The 2,061-nt window shown below is 70.3% G+C and carries 1 protein-coding gene and 2 pseudogenes; 1 reads left to right on the top strand and 2 read right to left on the bottom strand.

From position 1 onward, the window contains the following. Positions 1-422 precede the first annotated feature (422 nt). Positions 423-533: pseudogene (locus ABZ208_RS38965) on the bottom strand (transcriptional regulator); the annotation flags it as partial. Between the two features lie 223 nt (positions 534-756). Here ABZ208_RS38965 and ABZ208_RS38970 point away from each other — a divergent pair. Then, positions 757-1,773 carry a zinc-dependent alcohol dehydrogenase family protein gene (locus ABZ208_RS38970; protein ID WP_356914181.1) on the top strand — a complete coding sequence of 339 codons (1,017 nt, stop codon included), beginning with the start codon at positions 757-759 and terminating at the stop codon, positions 1,771-1,773. A gap of 66 nt (positions 1,774-1,839) precedes the next feature. On the opposite strand, the pseudogene ABZ208_RS38975 reads toward ABZ208_RS38970, so the two are convergent. Further along, positions 1,840-2,061: pseudogene (locus ABZ208_RS38975) on the bottom strand (transcriptional repressor); the annotation flags it as partial.

The following is a 2,061-nucleotide window of genomic DNA, read 5'->3' on the forward strand; positions in this document are numbered from 1 at the left end:
CTGTCGGGGAAGACTTGTCGAGCACGTGGCCAGCGCCCCCGGTCCGGGCCCGTCCGGGCCGCCGGCAGGTTTTCCTGCTGTCGATCTGCAGCCAGGAGGAAAAGAGCACGGCGCTATCCGACCGCGGAGGCCGAGGTCCCCACTCCCTGCCTGGAACAAGGGCCCCCGGTTTGGCACCGCAGACACGCCTACGCAGTCAGAGTGGCGCGCTGCAGCACGTCAACGACGCACCACTGGCACAGGCACCGCATACCCGCCTCGAGGCGGATTCAGACGGTCGCCTCGCCTACCTGCCGGCGGCCGACGTGGGCCTGTCGGACGCCCAGCCCCTCGCCGTGCGCACTGCTCGGCCATGCCAGGCGGGGTCGAGGAAGTTGAATCGGGCGCGGTTGGGCTGCTGTGGGGCGCTGGCGTAGACGCTAGGTGCGGCGCACGCCGGGAACGCGGCGTCGGGCGGGCAGCCCAGCCTGTCCGGGAGTGATCTTGGCTCGCCGCGATGTCAGGAACTCGCGGATTTCTTCACGGTTGTCCACCCCTCGACCGTAGGTCCCGCACGCCGTGATGCCTGGCTGCGCGCACGAAATGCCGGTTACCTGGATGAAGTGGCACTTGTCCGCCTCGCCGCCACAGGGGAGGCAGAGGGTGCCCGGTCCCGGAACGGAGACCGCCACACGATCTTCGTCCCGGCCATGCATCTGCACCCGGCGCCTGTCGGTACCGCACCGCACGGGACGCCCAGCACGTAAGGAACCCTTCATGCGCGGAGCAGTGATCTACGCCCCCGGCGATGTGCGCTTCGAGACGCTGGAGGACCCGAGGATCCTCCAGCCGACCGACGCGATCATCCGCACGGACATCACCTGTGTGTGCGGCTCGGATCTGTGGCCCTACCGCGGTCTGGAGCCGATCGGCGACCCTCACCCGATGGGGCACGAGTACGTCGGCGTGGTGGAGGAGGTCGGCAGCGAGGTCACGTCGGTCAAGCCCGGTCAGTTCGTCGTCGGCTCCTTCGCCACTTCGGACAACACCTGCGCGAACTGCCGCAATGGCTGGCAGTCCAACTGTCTGCACCGCGAGTTCATGAGCACCTGCCAGGCCGACTACGTACGCATCCCCAACGCCCAGGGCACGCTGGTCGCCACCGACGAGCAGCCGGCCGACGAGTCCCTGCCCAGCCTGCTGGCCGTCTCGGACGTGATGGGCACCGGCTGGTACGCGGCGCTGGCCGCCGAAGTGCGGCCCGGCTCCACCGCCGTGGTCGTCGGTGACGGCGCGGTCGGCCTGTGCGGGGTGATCGCCGCCAAGGAACTGGGCGCGGAGCGGATCATCGCCATGAGCCGCCACGAGTCCCGCCAGAATCTCGCACGTGAGTTCGGTGCCACCGACATCATCGCCGAGCGCGGCGAGGACGGCGTCGCCCGCGTCAAGGATCTCACCGACGGCATCGGCGCCGGCAGCGTGCTGGAGTGTGTAGGCACCGCCGAGGCCATGCAGCAGGCTCTGCAGTGGGCGCGGCCCGGCGGCAACGTCGGCTTCGTCGGCGTTCCCCACGATGTGGCCATCGACGGCCAGGAGCTGTTCTTCTCGCACGTCGGCCTGCGCGGCGGCCCGGCCCCTGTGCGCCGCTACCTGCCCGACCTGATCGACCGTGTTCTGTCGGGCCGGATCAACCCGGGCAAGGTCTTCGACCTCACCCTGCCGCTGGACCAGGTCGCCGAGGGCTACAGGGCGATGGACGAGCGCCGCGCCATCAAGGCCCTCCTCACCCCCTGACCCCGGCCCCCAGCGTCGGTGCCGGCCCCGGCCTGGGCCGGCCACCGCCCGCCGATTCGGCACACAGCGGATGGTGCCGCAGCGGGAGCACACCAGGTGCTGGTGCGGACGGTGCGCGTTGGGGTCGTAACGCTTGGCGCGGCCGTCGGTGGTGACCTCCATGACCTCGCCGAGGGAGACCAGCTCTCCCAGTGCGTTGTAGACGGTCGCCCGGGAGATCTCGGGCAGCCGCTGTGCCGCTCTGGCGTGCACCTCGTCGGCCGTGAGATGCACGTGGTCACCGTCGAG

It is taken from the genome of Streptomyces sp. NPDC006208 (genome assembly GCF_040613775.1).
In the GTDB taxonomy this organism is placed as follows: Bacteria; Actinomycetota; Actinomycetes; order Streptomycetales; family Streptomycetaceae; genus Streptomyces.

Coding starts and splice junctions, on each gene's coding strand:
- ABZ208_RS38970 (WP_356914181.1), top strand. CDS start 757: ATGCGCGGAGCAGTGATCTACGCCCCCGGCGATGTGCGCTTCGAGACG.